Origin of the sequence: Bacillus sp. M6-12 (assembly GCF_002860285.1) — a bacterium.
GTDB lineage: Bacteria > Bacillota > Bacilli > Bacillales > DSM-1321 > Peribacillus.
On record NZ_PGVF01000021.1, the window covers coordinates 18,244 to 38,927 of the forward strand.

At 38.8% G+C, this 20,684-nt stretch carries 20 protein-coding genes, 4 tRNA genes and 1 riboswitch; of the genes, 3 read left to right on the forward strand and 21 right to left on the reverse strand.

The window, feature by feature from the left end:
• Positions 1-7 precede the first annotated feature (7 nt).
• Positions 8-189: riboswitch (Lysine riboswitch) on the reverse strand.
• A gap of 480 nt (positions 190-669) precedes the next feature.
• From ahpC to CVD28_RS20820, 3 genes are all read left to right on the forward strand, one after another.
• Positions 670-1,233 carry an alkyl hydroperoxide reductase subunit C gene (gene ahpC, locus CVD28_RS20810; RefSeq protein WP_101596113.1) on the forward strand — a complete coding sequence of 188 codons (564 nt, stop codon included), beginning with the start codon at positions 670-672 and terminating at the stop codon, positions 1,231-1,233.
• Positions 1,234-1,245: 12 nt separating this feature from the next.
• Positions 1,246-2,775 carry an alkyl hydroperoxide reductase subunit F gene (gene ahpF / locus CVD28_RS20815; RefSeq protein ID WP_101596116.1) on the forward strand — a complete coding sequence of 510 codons (1,530 nt, stop codon included), beginning with the start codon at positions 1,246-1,248 and terminating at the stop codon, positions 2,773-2,775.
• A 286-nt stretch (positions 2,776-3,061) separates the two neighbouring features.
• Entirely contained in the window at positions 3,062-3,595 is a 534-nt protein-coding gene (locus tag CVD28_RS20820) for an ECF transporter S component (protein ID WP_180954257.1), read from the forward strand.
• 366 nt (positions 3,596-3,961) lie between these two features.
• On the opposite strand, the gene rbsK is transcribed toward CVD28_RS20820, so the two are convergent.
• From rbsK to CVD28_RS20920, 21 genes are all read right to left on the reverse strand, one after another.
• Complete coding sequence (gene rbsK, locus CVD28_RS20825) at positions 3,962-4,873, reverse strand: ribokinase (RefSeq protein ID WP_101596120.1); 912 nt, start codon at positions 4,871-4,873, stop codon at positions 3,962-3,964.
• A 64-nt stretch (positions 4,874-4,937) separates the two neighbouring features.
• A complete protein-coding gene (locus CVD28_RS20830) occupies positions 4,938-6,215 on the reverse strand; it encodes a TRAP transporter large permease (RefSeq protein WP_101596122.1) in 1,278 nt (425 codons plus the stop codon).
• 18 nt (positions 6,216-6,233) lie between these two features.
• Positions 6,234-6,710: a TRAP transporter small permease gene (locus tag CVD28_RS20835; protein ID WP_101596125.1), complete on the reverse strand. Its 477-nt coding sequence runs from the start codon at positions 6,708-6,710 to the stop codon at positions 6,234-6,236.
• A gap of 29 nt (positions 6,711-6,739) precedes the next feature.
• Positions 6,740-7,789 carry a TRAP transporter substrate-binding protein gene (locus CVD28_RS20840; RefSeq protein WP_101596128.1) on the reverse strand — a complete coding sequence of 350 codons (1,050 nt, stop codon included), beginning with the start codon at positions 7,787-7,789 and terminating at the stop codon, positions 6,740-6,742.
• A gap of 12 nt (positions 7,790-7,801) precedes the next feature.
• Positions 7,802-8,278, reverse strand: a complete 477-nt coding sequence (gene rpiB / locus CVD28_RS20845) for a ribose 5-phosphate isomerase B (protein WP_101596131.1) — start codon at positions 8,276-8,278, stop codon at positions 7,802-7,804.
• A gap of 91 nt (positions 8,279-8,369) precedes the next feature.
• On the reverse strand, positions 8,370-9,374 hold the full coding sequence (locus CVD28_RS20850) for a LacI family DNA-binding transcriptional regulator (protein WP_180954258.1): 1,005 nt from the start codon (positions 9,372-9,374) through the stop codon (positions 8,370-8,372).
• 535 nt (positions 9,375-9,909) lie between these two features.
• Entirely contained in the window at positions 9,910-10,455 is a 546-nt protein-coding gene (locus tag CVD28_RS20855; RefSeq protein ID WP_101596136.1) for a histidine phosphatase family protein, read from the reverse strand.
• A gap of 546 nt (positions 10,456-11,001) precedes the next feature.
• Positions 11,002-11,481: a 23S rRNA (pseudouridine(1915)-N(3))-methyltransferase RlmH gene (gene rlmH / locus CVD28_RS20860; protein ID WP_101596137.1), complete on the reverse strand. Its 480-nt coding sequence runs from the start codon at positions 11,479-11,481 to the stop codon at positions 11,002-11,004.
• A 94-nt stretch (positions 11,482-11,575) separates the two neighbouring features.
• Positions 11,576-11,734, reverse strand: a complete 159-nt coding sequence (locus tag CVD28_RS20865) for a CxxH/CxxC protein (protein ID WP_101596139.1) — start codon at positions 11,732-11,734, stop codon at positions 11,576-11,578.
• A 216-nt stretch (positions 11,735-11,950) separates the two neighbouring features.
• Positions 11,951-13,150 carry a S1C family serine protease gene (locus CVD28_RS20870; RefSeq protein ID WP_101596144.1) on the reverse strand — a complete coding sequence of 400 codons (1,200 nt, stop codon included), beginning with the start codon at positions 13,148-13,150 and terminating at the stop codon, positions 11,951-11,953.
• A gap of 237 nt (positions 13,151-13,387) precedes the next feature.
• Positions 13,388-14,182, reverse strand: coding sequence for an MBL fold metallo-hydrolase (locus CVD28_RS20875; RefSeq protein ID WP_101596232.1), 795 nt, complete (start codon positions 14,180-14,182; stop codon positions 13,388-13,390).
• Positions 14,182-14,970, reverse strand: a complete 789-nt coding sequence (locus CVD28_RS20880; protein ID WP_101596147.1) for a two-component system regulatory protein YycI — start codon at positions 14,968-14,970, stop codon at positions 14,182-14,184. Before CVD28_RS20880 ends, CVD28_RS20875 begins: the two co-directional genes overlap by 1 nt.
• A complete protein-coding gene (locus tag CVD28_RS20885) occupies positions 14,970-16,301 on the reverse strand; it encodes a YycH family regulatory protein (protein WP_101596150.1) in 1,332 nt (443 codons plus the stop codon). Before CVD28_RS20885 ends, CVD28_RS20880 begins: the two co-directional genes overlap by 1 nt.
• Positions 16,298-18,121, reverse strand: coding sequence for a cell wall metabolism sensor histidine kinase WalK (gene walK / locus CVD28_RS20890; RefSeq protein ID WP_101596153.1), 1,824 nt, complete (start codon positions 18,119-18,121; stop codon positions 16,298-16,300). Before walK ends, CVD28_RS20885 begins: the two co-directional genes overlap by 4 nt.
• Before the next feature lie 5 nt (positions 18,122-18,126).
• Positions 18,127-18,837 (reverse strand): response regulator YycF, encoded by a 711-nt coding sequence (gene yycF / locus CVD28_RS20895; RefSeq protein ID WP_180954259.1) that lies wholly within the window; start codon positions 18,835-18,837, stop codon positions 18,127-18,129.
• A gap of 247 nt (positions 18,838-19,084) precedes the next feature.
• A tRNA-Phe gene (locus CVD28_RS20900) sits at positions 19,085-19,157 on the reverse strand.
• A 147-nt stretch (positions 19,158-19,304) separates the two neighbouring features.
• Positions 19,305-19,380, reverse strand: a tRNA-Asp gene (locus CVD28_RS20905).
• A 61-nt stretch (positions 19,381-19,441) separates the two neighbouring features.
• Positions 19,442-19,513 (reverse strand) — tRNA-Glu (locus CVD28_RS20910).
• A gap of 16 nt (positions 19,514-19,529) precedes the next feature.
• Positions 19,530-19,605, reverse strand: a tRNA-Lys gene (locus CVD28_RS20915).
• Positions 19,606-20,074: 469 nt separating this feature from the next.
• Positions 20,075-20,245, reverse strand: a complete 171-nt coding sequence (locus CVD28_RS28280; protein WP_180954260.1) for a hypothetical protein — start codon at positions 20,243-20,245, stop codon at positions 20,075-20,077.
• A gap of 22 nt (positions 20,246-20,267) precedes the next feature.
• The gene (locus CVD28_RS20920) at positions 20,268-20,684 is read right to left on the reverse strand and encodes a DUF350 domain-containing protein (RefSeq protein WP_257985942.1); all 417 of its coding nucleotides are present in this window, start codon (positions 20,682-20,684) and stop codon (positions 20,268-20,270) included.

Below are 20,684 nucleotides of genomic sequence, written 5' to 3' on the forward strand. Positions count from 1 at the left end.
CTTTTCCCAATGAGATAGCACAACTCAATAAACCTGGGGGTTTATTGAGACAGTCCTGCAGCTCTTAACTGCAGACCCAGCAAGTAATACTGAGAATATTACCAACTTCGGCGACATTTCCTTCTCCTTAGCATCATGGTTTCTCAAACTCCACTAAAGACTGTTAAATATCGCGCCTCTACCTCACTATTAAAAGTGAGGTCTTTATTAAATTTTCACTTCAATAGTCTACAATTTTATGCTTAATCTGTCAATCTGGATTTAGCTCTTCTAGAAATATAACAAAAAATTCTGTGTTCAATGTAACCTGGTTAATAGTAAAACTTAACATCCAAACTACCTATTTGAGGCTAAGATACCAATAGATTTTTATGGTTATAGCATTATTTTAATTTCACAATTGATAATTCATTAAAGTAAATGACATTTGTAATTTTAAGTTTTTAATAGCTACAGAGGCCTGCACAGGAATAAATCACAGCGTTCCATAGCTCCGCAAGCTGCCAGCAATGGGTCAGAAAGTTTTAAATCAATCCAAGTGAAAGTTATGCATTATTCTTGACAAAGTAAGAAGTTTTATATGATAATTGCTATCGTATTAGAATTATTATAATAAAGCTTAGTCCTGGACAAGCTTATTTAAATCCACACTTAGGAGGAATATTAATTATGTCTCTAATTGGAACTGAAGTAAAACCATTCACAGCACAAGCTTTCCACAACGGGGATTTTATCACTGTTTCTGAAGAAAACTTTAAAGGTAAATGGAGTGTAGTTTGCTTTTACCCAGCAGATTTTACATTCGTATGCCCAACTGAATTAGAAGACCTGCAAAACGAATATGCAACTTTGAAAGATCTTGGTGTGGAAGTTTATTCCGTATCAACAGATACACACTTTACACATAAGGCATGGCACGACCACTCAGAAGCTATCAGCAAAATTGAATATATTATGATCGGCGACCCTTCACAAAAAATCAGCCGCAACTTCGACGTTCTAAATGAAGAAGAAGGTCTTGCTGATCGCGGTACTTTCGTCATCGATCCAGACGGCATCATTCAGACTGTTGAAATTAATGCAGGCGGCATCGGCCGTGATGCAAGCACACTAGTTAACAAGATTAAGGCAGCTCAGTATGTTCGCAACAATCCAGGTGAAGTTTGCCCGGCTAAATGGCAAGAAGGTTCTGCAACACTGAAGCCAAGCCTTGACCTTGTAGGAAAGATTTAAGGGGTACGATCAATGTTTTTAGATGCAGATATTAAAGCACAGTTAGCCCAATATCTTCAAATGATGGAAGGCGATGTGCTGCTTAAGGTTAGCGCAGGATCCGATGACGTATCTCGTGACATGCTGGCTCTAGTGGATGAATTAGCGACCATGTCGTCCCGCATTCAGGTAGAAAAAACAGAATTGCAGAGAACACCAAGCTTTAGTGTAAACCGTGTCGGCGAAGACACTGGGGTAACGTTTGCCGGTATTCCCCTCGGACACGAATTTACTTCACTAGTATTGGCGCTGCTGCAGGTTAGCGGAAGAGCCCCCAAGGTTGATCAGAAGATAATTGATCAAGTTAAAGGCATCAAAGGCGAATATCACTTTGAATCTTATATCAGCCTGAGCTGCCACAACTGTCCTGATGTTGTACAGGCACTGAACTTAATGTGCATTTTAAACCCTGGCATTACTCATACCATGATTGATGGAGCAGCTTTCAAAGAAGAAGTTGAAAGCAAGGATATCATGGCAGTACCAACTGTTTTCCTTAATGGTGAATCATTTGGCAGCGGCCGTATGACGATTGAGGAAATTCTCGCCAAGATGGGGAATGGTCCGGATACATCAGAGTTTGCTGATAAGGATCCATACGATGTACTTGTTATTGGCGGCGGACCAGCCGGAGCAAGTGCGGCAATCTACGCTGCACGCAAAGGCATTCGTACAGGCATTGTTGCTGAACGCTTTGGCGGCCAGGTTATGGACACCATGGGCATTGAGAACTTTATCAGTATGAAATATACTGAGGGTCCTAAGCTCGCAGCAAGCCTTGAAGAACATGTGAAAGAGTATGGCATTGATGTAATGAATTTACAGCGTGCCAAGCGTTTAGAAAAGAATGACCTTGTTGAAATTGAACTTGAAAATGGTGCTGTTCTAAAGAGCAAAACCGTAATCCTATCAACAGGAGCCCGCTGGCGCAATGTTGGCGTACCTGGCGAAGCAGAGTTCAAGAACAAAGGTGTAGCATACTGCCCGCACTGTGATGGTCCATTATTTGAAGGAAAACACGTAGCAGTTATCGGCGGCGGAAACTCTGGAATTGAAGCAGCAATTGATCTTGCTGGCATCGTGAAGCATGTAACTGTTATTGAGTTTATGCCAGAGCTGAAGGCTGATAGTGTACTTCAGGATCGTCTATACAGCCTGCCTAACGTAACGGTGATAAAGAACGCACAAACAAAAGAAATTACCGGTACTGATAAGGTGAACGGCATTTCCTACATTGACCGTGATTCAGGAGAAGTACATCATATTGATTTAGAAGGTGTGTTTGTTCAGATCGGTCTTGTACCAAATACTGATTGGTTAGGTGACACGCTTGAACGTACACGCTTTGGTGAGATTATTGTAGACAAGCATGGCGCTACTGACATTCCTGGCGTGTTTGCTGCTGGAGACTGCACAGATAGTGCTTACAAGCAGATCATCATTTCTATGGGATCTGGTGCTACTGCAGCGTTAGGAGCTTTCGATTACCTCATCCGCAATTAATGAAATTTTAAAAGCCGCTTCGCTATTTGACTGATAGCAAAGCGGCTTTTTTATTTTCTGGAAGCTTGTCTAATTCCATATGATACGTCTGTAAGCTGACACAGCTTCACAGAAGCTGTTGAAATATCGATTAGTTAAAATTAGAAGTTATTTTATGATTCTTTTATAAACTGACCCCTACGTTTTACGCTAAATTGACACTTTTAAATATACCAATCCTTTGCTAAGGTTATCAGTAAATGCGAAAACGGATTTAAGACAAAGAAAAAAAGGAAGGTTTATGATTATGCAAAAAACAACTAGTTATTCAAGCGCACGCACTTTTGATTTAATCTTAACATCAATGTTAATTGCACTCGTATTCGTTGCCACGATCTTTTTAAATATCAAACTGCCGATTACGGCAAATGGCGGTTTAGTTCATCTTGGAACAGCTATGCTCTTTATCGCATCAATCTTATTTGGTCCTAAAAAAGGCGCCATTGCTGGGGCCGTTGGGATGGGTTTATTTGACTTAATTTCTGGCTGGACATTGTGGGCACCGTTTACCATTTTAACTCGCGGCTTGCAGGGTTATATAGTTGGAAAAATTGCCTGGTCGAAGGGCCGCAACGGAAGCAGCATTGGTTTCAATCTATTCGCTACTATCATTTCGGCTCCTTTTATGTTAATTGGTTATTACATTTGTGAAGGGGTTCTATTTAGTAATTGGATAGTACCGGCGGCCTCTATTCCCGGAAACATTGTTCAAAATGTTGTAGGGATCTGTATAGCCATTCCAGTTTGTGCTGTACTGAAAAAGATTCGGCTTTTTCAATAGTTATAAGAAAGATTGCAACAGCTCAACTAGTTTTTTATAAACATTATTTTATATGATTGAAAAAGGGAGAAAGCTTTGTATATCAAGCATTCTCCCTCTTTACTTTCATTCAGATTTAAAGAGCCCATTTACTTATCATACGGTTCACCGTAACGCGTATATCGACGAAAAATAAAAAAGTTAAGGAATTAACCTCAACTTTTTAACTACAAAATTATTAATGGGCCTCTAACTGGAATTAGTGCGTCCATTTCTCTTGTCTCAAAGATAACAATTCTTAGCAAACCTTTATGCTAAAATATTAATATATATTTCCTTCTACTATTATTGTCTTTTGTCTGTACCAGACACTATAACTTGACATTATTATCTAACACCGAAACTTAATTTTTTTTGATTTAAAACATCTTCTATTTCAGTTAAAGCAGGCATCCCAGTTTGTGCTCCCATTTTTGTAGTCGAGATAGATGCAGCTACAGTAGCAAATAATACGGCATCTTTTAGATTATGTTTTTTACTAAGGGCAACAGCAAGGGCACCATTAAAAGTATCCCCAGCACCAGTTGTATCTAAGACTTCAACTGTTATTGCATTTATTGTTGTTTTTTGGTTGTTAAGATGGAATTCAACACCCTTTTCACCTTTAGTCACTATACTTTTATCTTTGATTTGTTCTATTTCTTCATTTGTGGCCTGATCCAAGAGTTGTTTATACTCATGCTCATTAGGCGTTATATAAGTTAGTCCTTCTAATAGATTTTTGGGTATATTTTGAAATGGTGCTGGATTCAGTATTACAGGAATACCATACTTATTAGCAATTTCAGTTGCTGTTATGACAGATTCTATAGGGATTTCTAATTGTAGCAGCAATAGATCACTATTTTGGATTTGTTCTTCATGGGCTATTACCCATTCTGGCGTTACTTCGTTATTGGCTCCAGGTACAACAATGATCCGATTATCATGATTTGAAACAATAATAGTAGCTGTTCCAGTTTCATTTTCGGTCGCAATATCTACGTATTTTTCATTTACACCTTCCTGGCGAAGTATATCTTTGAGTTTAGAGCCAAATAAATCCGCTCCAACTTTTCCTAACATACATACTTCAGCACCAAGTCTAGCAGCTGCAACTGCTTGATTTGCCCCTTTTCCTCCAGGGAATGTAGAAAAAGATTGACCTATAAGAGTCTCACCTTGATTTGGTATAAGATTTGTAACCGTTACAAGGTCCATATTTATACTTCCTAAAACAGTAATGACAGGTTTTTTCATATATTAAACCACCTACTATATCATTTTGTTAGTAGAAAAAGGGACCCAAATCGGGACCCTTTCCTTATTTCATCAACAAATTTGGTAAATAAAGAACAATACCCGGTACTAATGCAAACAGCACTAGTAAGGCAATCAACACTATTAAGAATGGCATAATTTCTTTTGAAAATTCAACTACAGAGCATTTAGCTATGTTTAATGCCACATACATGATCGTACCTACAGGTGGAGTAATCGTTCCAACCATTACATTAATGGCTAATATAACTCCAAAGTGTAAAGGATCAATACCGAATTGTGTTAATATCGGCATAATCACTGGTGTAGTAATAATAATAATCGCCATACCATCTAGAAAGCACCCTAATATTAGTAAAATAAACATTAAGAGCAGCATGGCGACAATAGTTGAATCTGAAATATTTTGAAACATTGCCAGTACTTTTGCTGGTCCTTGTGAAAATGCCATTACCCAAGCAAATGGTACGGAAGCAGCAATAATAATTCCAATTGAAGATGACATGGAGACAGATTCTAATATTTTTTTCGGTAATTCTTTAATTTTTATTTCCTTATATACAAATAGACCGATAATTAAGGAATAAAAAACTGCAATGACCGCGGATTCTGTGGCAGTGAATATACCCGAAAAGATACCACCGACAATGATTACTGGCATTAGAAGTGCCCATGAGGCATCCAAAGAAGCTTTAACAATCTCTTTAAAGCTAGCCCTTGCTCGTTTCTCAAATCCTCTTTTTCTTGCAATAAAATAAGAAACAACCATCAATGAGCAACTCATCATTAGACCCGGAATAGCTCCACCTAAAAATAGCTTCCCAACGGATACACCTGCAAGACTGCCATAAACAATCATCGGAATACTTGGGGGTATGATCGGGCCTACTGTTGCACTCGCCCCTAAAATGGCTGCTGCAAACCCTTTACCATATCCTCTTTTAACCATCGTTGGGATTAAGGCAGATCCGGTAGCAGCTGCGTCGGCTACCCCAGATCCCGAAACACCAGACATGAATACATTTGAAACTACTGAAACATGTGCTAAACTCCCTCTAATATGACCAACTAGAACTTCCGATAATTGGATTAGACGTTTTGTGATACCCCCCGCTTCCATGATGGTTCCCGCCAAAATAAACAGCGGAATCGCTAACATAGGGAAAGAATCTAATCCTAGAGCGAGCCTTTGTGGCATGGTCTGCAAAGGAATTGTCCCTTCTGAAAGAAGCGCTATTAGTGTTGCTCCGAGTAATGAAAATCCAACAGGGACACCAATAAGAAGGAGAACTAGTAAAGAAATAATTAAAATTATAAGCATTTTTTTCGTTTCTCCTTTCTATACTGGATTGCTTAATTTCTTGAAAGTAATTTGGTAAATCTCTATGAGCGTATAAATAAATAATAGAAAACTAGATACTGGTACCGATAAATAAACAAGTCCTGTCGGTATCTGTAAACTCGTTGTCGCTACATTCCAAGTTTGTTGAGTCAAAATCCAACCATATCTAAAAAGGATGAAAAATATAACTAACATGATTACATGGATGAGAACACGAATGACTAGATTAATTTTTTCTGGAAAAACGATTCCAATCAAATCAATAGCTATATGCTTTTTTTGTTTAAAAACGACAACAGTACCCAAAAGTACGGACCAAATAAAAGTGTATCGTGCCAATTCATCGGTCCATACTAATGCAAGGTCAAAAAATCTAGCAATAACTCCTAGAGCTACAGAGATACACATAATGGTAAAAAGGACACCACTAAAAAATTCTTCTAAATTCAATAATATAAATTTGGGATTTTTCATTTATTAATCACTCCAAACCGTCTGTCCCTTTACTCTTGAGCAGAGATGATTTTTTCGTAATATCCTTTTCCTACATTATCTTCAAAAGATTTATAAGTATCAGCAGTCGCCTTTTTAAACGCTTCTACATCAACTTCTACAACTTCCATGCCTTCATTCTTTAATATTTCTAATTCCTCTTCGTTAGCTGTTAATTGAAGCTCAGACATATATTCACCTGACTCAAACATTGCTTCATTAACAATCGTTTTCTGTTCGTCAGTTAAGGTATTCCACCATTGTAAACTTACAACTGGGAGTTCATTTTGAGTCATATGTCCTGTGAGGTTCACATATTTTTGTACCTCGTAAAATTTGTTTGTATAAATTTGATTAATTGAATTTTCTTGAGCTTCAATTGTTCCAGTCTTTAAGGACATATATACTTCTGCAATATTCATTGGTGTAACGTTTGAACCCATAATTTTAAATGGCATAGTATGAGCAGCTGCATCAGGTGTTCTAATTTTTAATCCTTTAACATCGTCTGGAGTTTTAACTGGCTTTTCTTTAGTTGTTACATGACGATCTCCAACCCACCATACTGATTCTGGGAATGCTACCAAATTAACCGTTTCTGCTTCAGTGCCAATTTCTTTATATACATCAGTTTGCGCAAGCTCAACAAACGATTGATACTTTTCACGTTCATTATTTCCTTTAATAACATAAGGTAAAGTTAGTACAGCTGCTTTAGGGACAAAGTTTGAAAGAACCGCTGCAGATGGAATCGTAATTTGAATCGTATTAATTTGTGTACTTTCAACTAGATCTTTTTCATTTCCTAATTGTCCTCCTGGAATTACTTCTACTTCCATAGCCCCATTTGACTTTTCTTTTACTAATTCTGCAAACTTCACAGCTCCCTTATGAATGGCAGATTGGTCATTTGTCACGTGACCTAGTTTAATTTTCATCGTTTCTGCTTTTTCTGAATCAGTGCTGGAAGCTTTCGATGTTTTTTCAGATGCATTACATGCCGCTAGACTAAACATTAATAGAATAATAGATATAAATGTCAGCGCTTTCTTTAATCTCATTATTTAATCCCCCTATTTTTTATTTACTTCTAATAGCTGTTCTGCATATTCCAATTCCATTAAGTGGAGTTTTTCAACTCTTCGTCTAAATTCAACTGCAGTGCTAAACTCTGCAGTTAAAAAGGATTGCACTAACTCTTTTACTAAAGCAGGTCCAATAATTTGAGCACCGATACACATAACATTAACATCATCATGCTCTACACATTGGTGGGAAGAATAAATATCATGACAAACGGATGCCCGAATGCCCGGAATTTTATTCGCTGCAATAGAAGCTCCAACTCCAGTTCCGCATACGAGAATACCCTTGTCAGCTTCGTTATTACGAACTTTTTCGCAAACTACTTTTGTAATGTCAGGAAAGTCTATCGGATTCGAGTCAAAACTCCCATAATCTGTTACTTCATGACCTAATTCTTTTAAAACTTCAATGACATGACCTTTCAATGGAAACCCTGCGTGGTCTCCCCCAATCGCAATTTTCATTAACTAATACATCTCCTTTATGAACTAAAATATAGTTAATCGTTTAACTAGATTAATCAAAAACGCTAGTTAAACGTTTTAAAACTCTTAATTAACATCCACAAGAATTTCTAATGACCATTTCTGGATCTAAATAAATGATTTCTCTTGCCTCAGTGCTAATACCTGAAATCGTATTTGTTATATTATTAGCAGCATGTATTCCTAACTCATAAGCAGGTTGCCTGATACCCGATAACGGTGGATTAACAACATCAGCCCATTCAGGATCATCATATCCATAAATCGCAATATTCTCTGGGATTGTTAAACCCTTTTCTTTTATATATTTATAAGCTCCTAAAGACATAGAATTATTAGAAATAAATATGGCTTCAGTACTTAGATCGGACTCAAGTATTTCTTTTGTCCGTTCGTAACCGCTTTCAATATCAAATTTACCTTCGAATACCATCTCTTTTTTGAATGCAATACCGTAATCTTCAAGCGCTCTTTGATAGCCAATAAACCTGTCCCTTCCAGTACTAAATTGCAAAGGACCAGTTATAATGGCAATTTTCCTATAACCATGTTTAATTAAATGCTCTGTCGCCTGGTATGCACCTTTTATGTTATTGGTCATAACCATGTTTGAAGGAAAATGATCAGGACACCGATTTAAAAAAACAAGTGGAACCTTTGCTTTTAGTAAATCGTTATAATGATCTCCTGTTCCCGCAGATGATGAAATGATTAAACCATCTATCCTTTTACCCATTAACACATCAAGATACTCTTTCTCTTTTGTAATATCAGAATCGGTGCTACATAAGAGAACATTATATCCTTTTTCTGACAATGTATTTTCAATTCCTTTTACTACATTAGAAATAAAGCTATTGGCAATATCTGAAATTAGTATTCCTATTAATTTAGATTGTTTCACTCTGAGACTTTTAGCAATTTCATTGGGTCTATAGTTAAGCGCTTCCATTGCATTGAAAACTTGTTTCTTTACATTCTCACTTACAAATTTAGTATTATTTATGACATTTGATACGGTTGCAGTTGATACATTTGCTAAGTGTGCAACTTCTTTCAATGTTGGGTTTTTCAATTTATTCACCATCTTGTTAATCGATTAACTGAATTGTATTATTATTTATATGCACTGTCAATGAATATTTAGAATATTTATTTTTTTAGTTTAACCTAAGGGTAGTAATTAGTGAAATATTCATCAGCTGACTTTTCAAATAAAGGAAAAATACTATTTTCCTACATACTTTTTACGAAATTCCTTTTGAGAATCTCCTCATGTTTTTTGAAAAAATCGGCTGAAATACGCCATTTGCGAAAAACCACTATTGAGGTAATTTCCAACTTCGTTTAGTTTTTCTATGCAACAATGGTGCAAAATATAAGTGTAACAAGATTAATCGAAGAGTGACAGGCACCACCATAATTAGTGAACAATACTAAATTTATGTCTCAAAAGTGTATTAAATAAAAAAACAGAAGAAGAAATTTTTTCAGCTCTTCTTCTGTCCTTATGATGTTTTACATAATAGATTTTTCTCATCTTATAGCTAAAATAAAATTTCGCAGTTACTTATAATAAGGTTCACCTTTTCTTTTAAAGCAACTATCTTTTATTTCCCTAAAGAACCTAAATCTGATAGAGATAATTGACTAACAACTCGATAACCATTTCCTATCCCTCTAGGTTTTAAAATAACTGTCCCCATATCAGGTATTTGACCTAATCCAATTCCTTCTGGGAAACTCTGAGCAACAATTATCTGATTTCTTCCCTTTTCAGGTATAGTTTCTAACACTGACTGAAGATTATTCAAGATTCTTATTCTATCTCGAATAGGTAAATTCCCACTCAAACTATATACCTCAACCCAGAAGGGTTCAACTTGAACATTACAACTCCCGAATGCTAACTGTGCCGTTTCAATTGTCCTACAAAAAGGACTTGCAGCAATAGGGTATCTAATCGGAATTCTTAAGTATCGGAGAATATCTCCATAGAAAATAGCCTGCCTACGTCCCTTTTCAGAAAGATTTCTTTGGGTTAAACAGTTTTGAAAATCCAAATTAGGTAAATCTCTTCCTACAGTCGCTTGCCCATGCCTTACATAGAATATATATCCCCCTCTTCTAAGGGAATCAAGTAAGGATCTATTCAAGGAATCTTCTCCTTCCTTATAAACCTCTTATATCACTGTTAATGTATGTTACACACATGTTTTTTGACCAATAAAAAAACAAACGGGAATAATTGAGACCTTTTCCCGTTTGTTATAAATAGAGGTTTCGTATAAATTGATTATATGAGTGTCATTAGTGTTCCACCTATAAGCCGGAATTAAGGAAAATAGGAAAGTATTAATCATGGGCTAGGATTATCGCTCCTCCCCAGTACTAGTAGTTAGGGCTGGCGATACTGGTCTTAAGAATGGACGATATCCAAGAGTCGATTATATGATTTTGTCTTACGCAACATTTTCATATGTTCGAACAGCCAACTAACCCTTTTGATATAAAAAGGGTTATGGATATAATGCCATTGATGAAAATAAGATTACGATAGAAAAGCCGGAAGTTCTCACTTTTTCAACAACAATTAGAGCAGGATTTTATATTTCCTACTCTAATCAATTTTAAAGATATATTGTATTTGAATTGATCTAGCCACCCTCTATCAAGTACAACTTCAACTTTCTGCTTTACCACTATTTGTGATACGGTTCACCCCGATTGATCCTATACGCCCGGTAAACCTGCTCGACCAATATGAGCCTCATCAACTGGTGAGGAAAGGTCATTTTTGAAAACGACAGCTTTTCATCAGCCCGCTTCATAACATCCTTGCTCAATCCGAGTGATCCTCCAATGACAAATGCCACCTTGCTTTTTCCGTACGTTGCAAGCTTGTCCATTCCTTCTGCCAGCTCCTCGGAGGTTTTTAGCTTGCCTTCGATCGCGAGTGCGATGACATGCGCATCCTGGCTAATTTTGCCCAGGATCCGCTCGCCTTCTTTATCTTTAATCTGCTCCATTTCCACTTCGCTCAAGGTTTCAGGTGCTTTTTCATCTGCTACTTCAATAACCTCCACTTTTGCGTAAGCAGAGAGCCGTTTTAGGTATTCGTCTATCCCCTGTTTTAGGTATTTTTCTTTTAGCTTGCCAACCGTAACGATCGTGATATTCACAACTTATCCTCACTTTACAAACAGATTACAAACAAGTTATCAACAGTACTTATCCACATATCCACATTTTCTATCCACATATAGTATGGGAATATTAGTTCCCTACAATATATGTCGCCGTGTTTCGACAATATTCACAGGTTGTTGATAACTGCTTTTCCTCTGTAATTTCAGTTAAAACCGGAGCAACCTCATGCTCGTCCACCACTACATCCAACGCTAATTCGACGTGTTCTTTGCAGCAATAAATCATTTAATCATTCCTCCTTATTTTCGCCAAAATACAACATTTTTCTACGGGTATTTTATTTATCCACAGTTTCTGTATTTTTCGGTAATTTTACTCTTATCCACATTAAATCACATATCAAAAGCAGTCCGTCAACATTCCTTAATTTTACCCTTTCTCCAAAAATAAAACAGCAGAAAAAGTGACATCTTATCACCTTTCCTGCTGTTATGAATTGAATTAGAATGTTTCACCGGCCAAAGTCATTGTTACCTCATTGACTTTTCCGCCGCGGTAATATTTAATCTTTAGCTTATCGCCGATGTCTTTCCTGTTATATAAATGTCTGCGCAGCCCTACGATATCTTTTATTTTTTCCCCATCCATTTCAACGATAACATCAAATTCCTTCAGTCCGGCTTTATCAGCTGGTGAATTTCTTCTTACCGAAGTAATGGCAACTCCTGAAATCACTTTAGATGGCAGCTTCAAAGTATTCCGCTGATGGTATTGCGAAATTTCTTCAACAGAGGCGAGTTCCACACCCATATATGGACGTTTTACTTCTCCGTACTTCTCAAGATCCTCAATAATCGGTATAGCGGTATCAATTGGAATGGATAATCCGATTCCCTCTACCGCATTCTGGGCAATCTTCATTGAATTAATTCCGATTACCTGACCTTTAAGGTTTACTAAGGCACCGCCGCTGTTTCCTGGATTTATCGCCGCATCCGTTTGGATAACCTCGGCATTCCAGTCAACCATGCCATCCTCATCAATATCAATTTCAATTGTACGCTCCAATCCTGAAATAATACCCTGGGTCACAGATCCAGAAAATTGAAGTCCCAGTGGATTACCGATAGCAATCACAGGTTCACCTGGCTTTAACGCCGCTGATTTGCCAAATTCAGCAATCGTGCCGACTTCTTTGGCATCCACTTCAATTACAGCCAGATCGGTCCATACATCACTGCCTTTTAATGTAGCAGGAAGCTTCTTTCCATTAGAGAGCGTAACCTCCAGCTCATTGGCTCCCTCGACCACGTGATGATTGGTGGCAATATAAGCCTTTCCATTAGCCTTTTTATACAGCACACCTGATCCAGTTCCGGCTTCTCCGGCGCCCTGCTGCCAGAAATTACCCTGCTGGATATTGGTAATGCCTACAACCGCATCACCTGCTTTTTCTGCAGCCTCTGTGACAGCACTCGTAACATTCAGCTCCACATTCTGCTGCACATTTTCTGAATTTCCATCTTGCTGTTCCTCAGTAATACCGCCCTTAAGCCCATTATTCCCAAAACCAAGCCTTGGGAAGGCAATCATGACAAGCAACGCTCCGATAATGACCCCTGTGAGAGCCGCAAGAAAGTACCCGCCTCTATTGCCTTTTTGATGCCTGTTAGTAGGATAATCCTGATCGTAATAGCCCAAGCCTATTCAATCCTCTCTCTCTAGAATAATTGCACTTCTTATTGTTTGTTCTCTACCCTAATTATACTCATGGCCTTCAAAATTTCTAAAAAAATGTCCTGAAAAATTGGCGAGCCAGGCAGATGCTTTATCCTATCAGGATATCCCTTTTTTAATATGTATAACGCCAGCAATAGAAAAAGAAATTCAGAAATAAAAAAAGGAATGATAGTCTCTAGACTTCATTCCCCTTCATTTTCATATTGAAACCAGCTGAGTTGGTGTTTTAGGGTCGGTATCATAAAGAGAAAATTGCTCTCCCACAATAATACCCTTTGTTTCAAGAGTTTGGGTTACAGACATTTTCGCCAGATCCTTCATGTTGTTGTCGGCACTTAGATGGGCGAGATAAATTCGCTTCGTGTTGTCGCCTGCGACTTCACTCATAGCGATTGCGGCATCTTCATTTGAGACATGTCCTACATCACTGAGTATACGCCGCTTTACATTCCATGGATACCGTCCCATTCTCAGCATCGATACATCATGGTTGCTTTCAAAAATGTAGGCATCTGCGTTCTTAATGATGCCTTTCATCCGGTCGCTGACATAGCCCGTATCCGTGATCTGTACCAGTTTTTTTCCATTATGGTGAAATACATAAAACATTGGTTCAGCTGCATCATGGGATACACCAAACGATTCGATATCCAGACTGCCAAAGGATTGGACCGTTTCCATTCCAAACGTGAACTTCTGCTCAAGGGGCACCTCGCCAATATTGTGCTCCATGGCTTTCCATGTTTTTTCATTCGCGTAAATCGGCAGCTTGTATTTCCGTGCAAGAACGCCCAATCCCTTGATATGGTCGCTGTGTTCATGTGTGACAAGGATGCCTGATAGCTTGGAAATATCACGGTTGATGCCTTTGAATAAGGCTTCCACTTGCTTTCCGCTTAAACCGGCATCCACAAGGATAGCCTGGTCTTCCGTTTCTACATAAAAGGCATTTCCCGTACTCCCGCTAGCGAGAACACTAAAATGCATGTTTATCACTCCAATTTTTTTTCTTCCGGACTCATTTCAATGATTTGGCCTTCAAATGCGTTAACAAACAGATTTTTTTTGCCATCTACAACAATGCGCCATGTAGGTGCAAGTACATGGGAGGCCGTTTGTACGTATGTGTAATAGCCAAGTTCCACATTAGTAATCTCGCTTTTTGCCCCAAGATCATCGTTTGTAAACAATATTTCAATCGCCTGCAGGGGAGGAAGGATTTCCTCGGGATCATTGAAGGTTTCTATGTCTTCCAGGTAGGTCTGTTCGTATGAATCTATTTCCCCGTTTTCATTTAAATGAAATCTTAATTCTCCGTTAGGATTGTTGTAGAACATTTTATCCTGGAATTCTTGATAATAAATGATCGTATTTTGTTCCTCATCAAATGACCAATATTTATATTCATCGCCAAATAAAACTGTATCACTTATAAACTTATTAAGCTGTTCACTCTTAAAGTCTTTCTCAACCTTATAAGGTTTCTCCAGGATTGAAATCAGTGTTGTCTCTCCTGCGATGGTTGCTCCCTGCCCTTTCATTTTTTGCACATCGCCTTTTGTAAATGCTTTGCTTTTAGCAGTCACATATTTTTCCTCTTTTATACCGTCAGGAAGCTTCCCATAAGTAATTTCATTTTCTTTCAGATCTTCTTCCAGGGTTGTCACAGGGATATATTCATATTTATTGGAGCTCCTTTTTTCCATATATTGAAACAATAGAAAAATATTCAGGACAAGAAATACAATAATAAAGATTGATTTTGTTTTGCTCCATTCCATTATTCTTGACCTCCCATCCCTTTCTTCCCTGCAGATGTTTTAAAGGGAATGGGCCCCCAATTGCCGCCATAGCGGTAGTACCAGGCTGGCTCGAGCAGAATAAGCCTTGATTCCTTCGGGTCTATAGAAAGCTTATATCCGATCGCAATATCCTCAAATGCATCCATATCCAGGTTCATTTCATTCAGCCTTTCCATCGCCCATTTTGCGGAAGGCACTTCGGATACTGTTGATGTACCGGATGGCAGCGGTCTATCTATGGAGAAGAATGGCCTTGTATACCGATAAATTCGATCGCTGCCCCATACCTGTATAATTTGAGACATTCCCATTTCATTAAATACGGGATAACCCTGTATAAATAAACGGTATTCAACCCTTTGCTCTGCTTCGCTTAAGCCCGAAAACTTGAACTTATCATCCCAGCCAGCGTGGTCGTTAATGAAATCAATGCTCCTTTGAAGCAGCTCATCGGATTCCTGTGTGACGGTATTACTTCTTGCTGGATTGACATAATCGATTATTAAATATTCATTATATACATTCATTAGGCTGGAGCCGTCTGTATACTGGTCTCCACGCGAAACCCTTTCTTTTTTTACCCTGCTCGGATCATTAAACAAGGCATCTTTAAACTTATTTTTATCAAGGAGCTCCGGAATATATTGATAGCTGCTCAGCTTTATATTTTCCTTAGGAAGAAAAACCGTCCTAAACGGAGTTACTTCATATGGCTCATACTCTGGGAACCGGTTGGCATTATTAAAAAAATGCTTCTGAAAGTTTAAAAGGTTTGATGAATTGACCTTACTTTCATAAATCCTCCGGGTTTCATAAGATATAAAGTAAAGACTGGACTGTTCGCCCTCAATCTTTTCTGCATTAAAGACAATACGGTCAAACTTTCCGTTAGGTACTTCTTTTCCCTCTAAGTCCAGCAAGTTTTTGTAAACCCGCATAGGGATGGGGTCCGGAAACTTTATTTCTGCATTCCCTTCCTTATGGACAAAAGCAGTAAAGCTTTTCTCACCAACTTTATGGGAGATATCCTGCAAGTCAACAAGCTTCCATTCAAAAAGCCCATTCATGACACGATTGATTTCTTTTTCATCCAGCGAAACAAAATGTTTTTTCTCTTTATGGTAAAGAATTTGAGAAGGCTGAATGATATTTTTTATATCCTGTTTGGCCCTGATATTTATTTCCTGAATATATTCATTTTGTTCAGCTTGTTTTAAATCTGGCTGATATGTCCATATATTCCAGGTTAACAAGATGCTAGTCGTGACTAGAACGGTCAGAATGATATTTTTTACCCCTTCAATTCTCATGACCAATCATCCTCTTGTTCTTGTTCGGATGGCAGCGTAAAGAAGATGGTTGTTCCCTTTCCTTCTTCACTTGCAGCCCAAATTTCTCCGTTATGGGCCTGAACCATTTCCTTAGCAATGGCCAGTCCCAGTCCTGTACCGCCAAGATTCCTCGATCGCGCTCTATCTACGCGGTAGAAACGTTCAAAGATTTTATCCAGGGTATTCTTTGGAATTCCTACACCCTGGTCGCTTATGCTGATTTCAATAATTTCATCCTTTTCCTTCACACCGAATGATATTTGTCCGCCTTCTGGAGAGTATTTTATTGCATTCGAAATGATATTATAAAGTACCTGGGTGATTTTATCTTCATCAATATCAACATATATAGGTTTCTTAGGAATATTGCGTTTAAACGTGATATGCTCAGCCTTTGTCATTTCAAATCGATCAATAATATGATTGAAAAACTCATTAAAATTAACCCAGTTCTTAGTTAATCGATAATCTTTGCTATCAAGCTTTGAAAGCTGCAGCAAATCGTTAACAAGACGGATCATTCGCTCTGTTTCATTTTGGGTTACGTCCAGGAAATTAGGTGCCAGGCTTTCATCCTTCCAGGCTCCATCGGCAAGTGCTTCAAGATAGCTTCGCATTGTTGTCAGAGGTGTTCTCAGCTCATGGGACACGTTGGCGACGAACTCTCTTCGCTCCTCATCAATCTTTTCCTGCTCGGTAATATCGTGAAGAACGGTAATTAATCCATTCACAAAGCCTGTTTCCTTCTGTATCACTGAAAAATTCGCCCGCAAAATATATGGTTTATTCTCTGAACTGTAGTCCAGAATTAGTGATTCCTGCTGCTGCAGCAGGTCGTCGAAGGTATAGTCATTTTCAAGTTCAAGCACGGAAACGATCGGCTGGCTTAGGACTGTTTCACGTGAAACAGTCAGTAATTTTGCCGCCGGTTCATTTATCAGGATTACACGTCCCCGACGGTCTGTAGCGATTACGCCATCCGTCATGTAGCTCAATACGGAGGATAGCTTACGCCGCTCTCCTTCTGTGGTGGAATGGGCTTCCTGCAGCTTTCTCGTTAGATTATTAAAGGTCACGGCAAGCTGGCCAATCTCATCATTGCCGTAAACCTTAACCTTTCGTGAGAAGTTCCCTTTGGTCATTGCCAGGGCCTGCTTCCTCATGTCAGACATAGGTCGTGTAATCGTCTGGGCAAGCAATATGCCCAGTACAGCGGTAATGCTCATCGCAATTCCCGTTCCTGTAGCAAAAATATTATTGATTTCGCGCATTTCTTTAAATACATTTTCAATTTCCGCGATCATATAGACAGCACCGATTACATCGCCTTTAGAAACAATCGGTTTAGAAAGCACCCATATCCGCCGCCCATTATGCGGGTCTACCAGCATCCGGCTAGCTTCTTCCCCGACCACAAGCGTTCGTTTGATCAGAATTTCTGTTGTCCGCTTCCCTACAATCCCCTGGTCCGAGCTCGAAGTGCCGATAATCCGGCTAGTAGAATCAATTACTCTGATTTCTGAAACATCCGGGGCATAAAAATCCGACAAAATAGGCTTAATATCCTCTTCAACAGTAGGAGCACCGTCTATATCCCTCGACTTGGACATTTCCTCTTCCAGGCTGTAAACGATCAGGTTAATTTGTCCATTAATAGAATTACGGAAGTTTTCAAGCAGGCGTTCCTCCAGCTGCTGGACAAAATAGACACCGATTATCTGCATGGCCACCAATATCAGCAAGACATAAATCAGGACGAATTTTAAATGAATGGAACGAAAAAAGCTTACTTTTTTCATGAATCCTACTCCTGTTCAGGGTTTCGAAGGTAATAGCCTACCCCTCTTCTAGTTACGATCCAGCCTGGATGGCTTGGATTGTCTTCTATTTTTTCACGAAGCCGCCTTACTGTAACATCAACTGTACGAACATCGCCAAAATAATCATATCCCCAAACAGTCTGCAATAAATGTTCTCTTGTCATTACTTGTCCGATATGTTTTGCCAAGTAATGAAGCAGTTCAAATTCACGGTGGGTAAGCTCAATTGTCTCGCCGCGCTTTGATACCACATATGCATCCGGATGGATGATCAACGAACCAATTTCAATTTCCTTCGATTCTTCCTCATCTGTGGACTGGGTCACAATTGCCTGCTGGCGACGTAAATTCGATTTAACCCGTGCAATCAATTCCCTCGTGCTGAACGGCTTTGTAACATAATCATCTGCCCCCAGCTCAAGACCCAGCACCTTATCAATTTCAGAATCCTTGGCCGTCAGCATAATGATTGGAATTTCATATTTTTTACGGACCTCCCGGCATACTTCCATGCCATCACGCATCGGGAGCATAATATCAAGGAGAATTAAATCCGGCTGGATTTCATCTACCATTTTAACCGCTTCATTGCCATCATAGGCACAATACACATCAAAGCCTTCTTTTTTTAAATTAAATTGTAATATATCAGCAATCGGTTTTTCATCATCAACAACAAGGATTTTCTTTTCCATCATAGGTCTCCTTTGTTTATATCAACTTTTCAGCAGATTTCTATTTATGTATAGAAATAAAAGCCAGGACATCTTAAAAAGAAAGCGCCAAAGCCTCTATTATACTTTAACATTTTATATAGCTTAAATCATCTTTTTGAACGACTATTAAAATAGCAGATATTTGAAAATGAGCACATGGAAGCGGTTATTATACGATACAAAACAAACGCAAAAAAACATCTGAAACAGATGTTTTTCGTAAGTATGGCTCGGGACGGAATCGAACCGCCGACACAAGGATTTTCAGTCCTTTGCTCTACCGACTGAGCTACCGAGCCGTATGTATTATTGTTTTCCTAAACTTTGATTGGCTTAGTCCTTTGTCCCCAACTCAGGGAGATTATACAAGATGCTTCTCGTTGGGTACAACTCGCAGATGATTCAGGATACTATGCTATTTTCAACAAAATAATAATTAAAATAAATGGCGGTCCCGACGGGAATCGAACCCGCGATCTCCTGCGTGACAGGCAGGCATGTTAACCGCTACACCACGGGACCATTTTTTAATATTGTTTATGTCCAGCTGCAGTGCCTGAACAAGGCACTTCCGCTTTTTTAATGACCCCTACGGGATTCGAACCCGTGTTACCGCCGTGAAAGGGCGGTGTCTTAACCGCTTGACCAAGGGGCCATATTATAAAGAGAAATGGTGAGCCATGAAGGACTCGAACCTTCGACCCTCTGATTAAAAGTCAGATGCTCTACCGACTGAGCTAATGGCTCTTTATTAGTATAGTATTTCCGCTACGTGTTTAAGCTGTACAGATGTGCTCCGTTTACCTCATTTCAAGACGTAAACTCCGCAGCTCGTCTCTGCCGACTGAGCTAATGGCTCTCTATGTAAGGAAAATCTATTGCTTCTTGACGACGTTTTTAATATTATCATAGAAGGAATAATAAAAGCAATAGAATTATTAAAAGTTTTTTTCAATGCTAGTTTTTTTACTCTAGACTATCATCGCATCAGTGTTCAATTATTTCACTACCCGCCGTGCTCATTATCATTTTTTCGCTGAAAAAGTCCTCCCTTTTGCTTAATTCCTAATTTTTCGTTGGATTCCTTACTTGCACCGCTTCATTTTTAGAAAAGGCTACCCCATCTTTCTTTTAACCTGCTTTCGGTTGCGAACCTTCCTGAGTCTTCCAGCCAATTTAAAAGAGCAAGCCTGACCTGGCTCGCCCTTCTCCTTTTTTAAGGTGTACTATCAAATAATGCTCTTATAATGCTCCGAAATACCAGCCACATCCCTCGGAATATCCAAAATATTATCTCCGGAATGAATAGTACCGTATCCAGTACACCTTCCCAGAAAGTGTAAGTACCTTGCTGTTTCTTCTTTCGCTTTTCCCTGAATCGCTTCATGCCATATCCTCTTTCCTTTTTTTTAATAGGTCAGACTGGCTGCTACGACGATACCCACTACGATAGCGGCTGAAAACAGACTGAATCCGATCGCCACATTCCCTTTTTCCACTTCGCTGGCTAAGTTGATTTTTGGAGTAAGTACATACTCAATGATGAGATAGGCCACTACCTGCACGACAATTCCGATCAGTCCCCAAATAAAGGCGTCCATCAAGCTGGTGCTTCCGGACCAAACAGTATAGATAATAATTGCAAGCCCGATTGCCTTGCCCCACAGCTTAAGAGCGACTGCCAGATTTCCCTCTGCGATCAATTTCCTTTCTGAAAACCTGGTTGTTAAAGCAAAAGCAATCAGCCCTAAAATAATAAGTCCAAAGCCTGTTCCTGTGTGTGCAAGAAAGCTAAGGAAAGCTTCCATGGAAAAAATGTCATTCAT